Source organism: Pseudomonas sp. SDO5522_S412, from assembly GCF_054071215.1.
This window is the reverse complement of the sequence record NZ_JBSVWQ010000361.1, coordinates 1-3,720: the sequence shown is the minus strand read 5'-3', so window position 1 is coordinate 3,720 and position 3,720 is coordinate 1. Positions and strand designations below refer to the sequence as shown.

4 protein-coding genes are annotated in these 3,720 nt (G+C 62.9%); all 4 read right to left on the bottom strand.

The features are described from left to right. Positions 1-65 precede the first annotated feature (65 nt). Genes tauD through tauA form a run of 4 tightly spaced genes read right to left on the bottom strand, consistent with a single transcriptional unit; the run spans position 66 to position 3,532 of the window. A complete protein-coding gene (gene tauD, locus ACW9I6_RS31415; RefSeq protein WP_003213162.1) occupies positions 66-902 on the bottom strand; it encodes a taurine dioxygenase in 837 nt (278 codons plus the stop codon). A 21-nt stretch (positions 903-923) separates the two neighbouring features. Then, positions 924-1,760: a taurine ABC transporter permease TauC gene (gene tauC / locus ACW9I6_RS31410; RefSeq protein ID WP_003213163.1), complete on the bottom strand. Its 837-nt coding sequence runs from the start codon at positions 1,758-1,760 to the stop codon at positions 924-926. Continuing rightward, positions 1,757-2,536: a taurine ABC transporter ATP-binding subunit gene (gene tauB, locus ACW9I6_RS31405; RefSeq protein WP_023659332.1), complete on the bottom strand. Its 780-nt coding sequence runs from the start codon at positions 2,534-2,536 to the stop codon at positions 1,757-1,759. Before tauB ends, tauC begins: the two co-directional genes overlap by 4 nt. 18 nt (positions 2,537-2,554) lie before the next feature. After that, a complete protein-coding gene (tauA, locus tag ACW9I6_RS31400) occupies positions 2,555-3,532 on the bottom strand; it encodes a taurine ABC transporter substrate-binding protein (RefSeq protein ID WP_457340204.1) in 978 nt (325 codons plus the stop codon). Positions 3,533-3,720 lie beyond the last annotated feature (188 nt).

The window sequence follows — 3,720 nt, the reverse complement described above, 5'->3', positions numbered from 1 at the left end:
TATGTCGACTGATTCACCGCTTTCGCGAGCAAGCCCGCTCCCACATTTGATTTGTGGTGTGCCTGCTAGAACGGCACATCTCCAAGAATCGTCGCCCGATGCATCACCCGCCGCTGCGGCCGGTAATCATCCACCGCGTAATGCTGGGTCACGCGGTTATCCCAGAACGCCACGTCATTTTCCTGCCAACGCCAGCGAATGGTGAATTCCGGCCGTGTTGCATGGGCAAACAGCAGCTTCAACACCACGTCGCTTTCCGCCGGCTCCAGTTCGTTGATCTTGCTGGTGAACCCCTCGCTGACGAACAGCGACTTACGCCCGCTCACCGGGTGGGTACGAATCACCGGATGAGACAGCGGCGGGTTCTTGCGCCGGGCTTCTTCCCAGCGCGCCAAATCTTCCGGCGTGTTGCCGTAACGCTCCAGCGGGAAGGAGCGGGTGAAGTCATGGGTTGCCGTCAAACCGTCCAACAGTTTCTTGAACGGCTCGGACAGCGCCTCATACGCGGCAATCCCGCTGGCCCACAACGTATCGCCACCAAACTCCGGCAGCAGCTTGGCGCTCAGTACCGCACCGAGGGCCGGGGTGGGCAGGAAGGTCACGTCGGTGTGCCAGATGGCGTTGTCGCGCACGTCGGTCACGGCGGTGTCGAGGATCAGCACTTCTGGCTGCTCCGGCACGTTGGGGTAGATCGGGTGAATGTGCAGGTCGCCGAAATTCGCCGCGAACCGCGCCTGTTGCTGCGGGTTGATCGGCTGGTTGCGGAAGAACAGCACCGAATGCTTGAGCAGCGCCTGTTCGATGGCGTCGCGGTCTTCAATGTTCAACGGTTGGGTGATGTCGACGCCACTGATCTGGGCGCCAAGGGCGGTGCTGAGAGGTGTTACGGTCAGGCTGCTCATGGGATTCTCGTCGAAAATTTTTCAGTGTGCCTGGCCATGCCACGGCACCAATTTGCGCTGCAGGGCACGCAAGCCCATTTCCATGGCGAAGGCGATCAGCGCGATCACCAGAATCCCCAGCACCACCACGTCGGTGACCAGGAATTGCGCGGCGGACTGCACCATGAAGCCCAGGCCGCTGGTGGCCGCGATCAATTCTGCGGCTACCAGGGTCGACCAACCCACGCCCAGGCCAATCCGCACGCCGGTGAGGATGTCGGGCAGGGCGCTCGGCAGGATCACATGGCGAATCAGTTGTGCCCGGGTAGCGCCCAACGACTGCGCGGCGCGCAGTTTGGCCGGGTCGACGGTACGTACGCCGGTGGCGGTCGCGATGGCGATCGGCGCAAAAATCGCCAGGTAGATCAGCAACACCTTGGACAGTTCGCCGATGCCGCACCAGATCACGATCAGCGGCAGGTAGGCCAGTGGTGGAATCGGCCGGTAGAACTCGATCAGCGGGTCGAGAATGCCCCGGGCGATGCGGTTGGAACCGATGGCAATCCCCACCGGCACGGCGGTCAGCACGGCAAAGCCGAGGCCCAGGCCGATGCGCTTGAGGCTCGCGCCCAGGTGCTGCCACAGGGTGGAATCCATGTAGCCGGTGGTCGCCAGCAGCCAGCCTTTTTGCAGCACGGCCGAAGGCGGTGGCAGGAACAGCGGCTCGATCAGCCCGCTGGCGGTCACGGCCCACCAGATGGCAACCAGGGTCACCAGGGTCAGCACGCTGATCCAGCGGGTGCTCAGGCTGCGGCGTACGGGCACGACGGGTTTGCTCGCCGGCTTGGTGGCCGTGGCCGGTAATTCGTAACTGCTCATGCGGACACCTGCCGTTGGGAGAACACCTTGCCCAGCACGTGTTCGCGGGTTTCGATAAAGCGCGGGTCGGACTTGATCGCGCGTGCCGACTCGCCGGCGGCGTAGCGCTGGCCGAAGTCCAGGCTCAGGCGCTCGACGATCTGGCCGGGGTTGGGCGCCAGCAGAATCAAATCCGTGGCGAGGAACACCGCTTCTTCGATGTCGTGGGTAATCAGGAATACCGGTTTGGCCGTGCGCCGCCAGACTTGCAGCAACAGCTCCTGCATCTGTTCGCGGGTGAAGGCATCAAGGGCGCCGAAGGGTTCGTCCATCAGCAGTACGCGGGGGTCGGCAGCCAATGCACGGGCCAGGCCGACACGTTGCTTCTGGCCACCGGAGAGTTGCCAGATACGACGGCTGTCGAAACCGGCGAGGTCCACCAGGGCGAGCATTTCCCGGGCGCGGATTTCCCGCTGGTCCTTGGGCACGCCTGCCAACTCCAGGCCGAAGCCGACGTTGGCCAGCACGTCCTGCCAGGGCAGCAGGGCGTCGTCCTGGAACACGACGCCGCGTTCGGCGCTCGGTCCTTTTACCGGCACACCGTCAAGGGTGATGCGCCCGGCGCTGGGTTCGACAAAGCCGGCAATCAGGTTCAACAGCGAAGTCTTGCCACTGCCGGAAGGGCCGAGGGCCACCAGTAATTGCTGGGGCCCAAGGCTCAGGGAAATATCTGCCAGTACTGGCTCCGGGCTGCCTGGGTACTGTGCGCTGATGCGCTCCAGTTGTAGCAAGGCCATCGCGGTTAACTCCTGGTATCAGTTAGTGATGAACTTCGGGCTGACGTACGGGGCGTAGTCCGGCAGTACGGCGTCGACCTTGCCTTGTTCCTTGAGGAACGCGGCGGTATCGGTGACAGCCTTGGTGGTCGGTGCGCCGAGCAGGGTGACCTGGTCAGCCGCCAGCGGGTAGACGTTGCCTTGCAGCAGCAGCGGAATGTCGCTGGCCTTGGCCCCGGAGAGCTTCACCAGTTTGTCGACGTTGCCTTTGTCGGCCAGCCAGGCTTGTGGGTCTTTGCGGTAAGCGGCGTAGGCATCCAGGGTGACCTTGGCAAAGGCCGTGACGATTTCCGGGTGCTTCTCGGCGAAATCCTTACGCACGATCCAGGCATCGAAGGTCGGCGCGCCGAACTTGGCCAGTTCGCCGGAGGTGATCAGCACCTTGCCGTTTTCCTTGGCTACGCCAAGCGCTGGGTCCCACACGTAGGTGGCGTCGATATCACCACGTTTCCAGGCGGCGATGATGGCCGGCGGGGCGAGGTTGAGGACGGTCACTTTGGACGGGTCGATGTTCCAGTGCTTCAACGCGGCCAGCAGGCTGTAGTGGCCGGTGGAAACGAATGGCACGGCGACTTTCTTGCCGATCAGGTCCTGCGGGCTGTTGATCCCGGAACCATTGCGGGCCACCAGGGCCTCGGCCCCGCCGATCTGGGTGGCGATCAGGAAGGTTTCCACCGGAACCTTGCGGGTCACGGCAGCGGTCAGCGGGCTGGAACCGAGGTAGCCGATCTGCACGTCACCGGAAGCGATGGCGGCGATGATGTCGGCACCGTTGTCGAATTTGCGCCAGTCGATCTTGGCGTTGGTGGCTTTTTCGTAAGCGCCGTCGGCCTGGGCGACTTTCGCCGGGTCAACGGTGGTCTGGTAAGCGATGGTCACGTCGGCGGCCTGGGCAAACAGGCTGGCACCGGCCAGGGACAACGCCGCCAAGAGGCGAAGGGGGAAGTGCAGTTTCAAGGGGGAAGTCCTCATCAGGCGGCCGGAGGTCGGCGTGTGAGAAGACTAAATGATCTAAGAATCCGAAAATAAATAACATTTTCGAATTAGCTTATGAGGAGAAACTCGCGCGCCAGGCTAGAAGGCGCGTAGGTCAAATGTGGGAGCGGGCTTGCTCGCGAAAGCGGTGAATCAGTCACCGAATACAT

Coding starts and splice junctions, on each gene's coding strand:
- tauC (WP_003213163.1), bottom strand. CDS start 1,760: ATGAGCAGTTACGAATTACCGGCCACGGCCACCAAGCCGGCGAGCAAA.
- tauD (WP_003213162.1), bottom strand. CDS start 902: ATGAGCAGCCTGACCGTAACACCTCTCAGCACCGCCCTTGGCGCCCAG.
- tauB (WP_023659332.1), bottom strand. CDS start 2,536: ATGGCCTTGCTACAACTGGAGCGCATCAGCGCACAGTACCCAGGCAGC.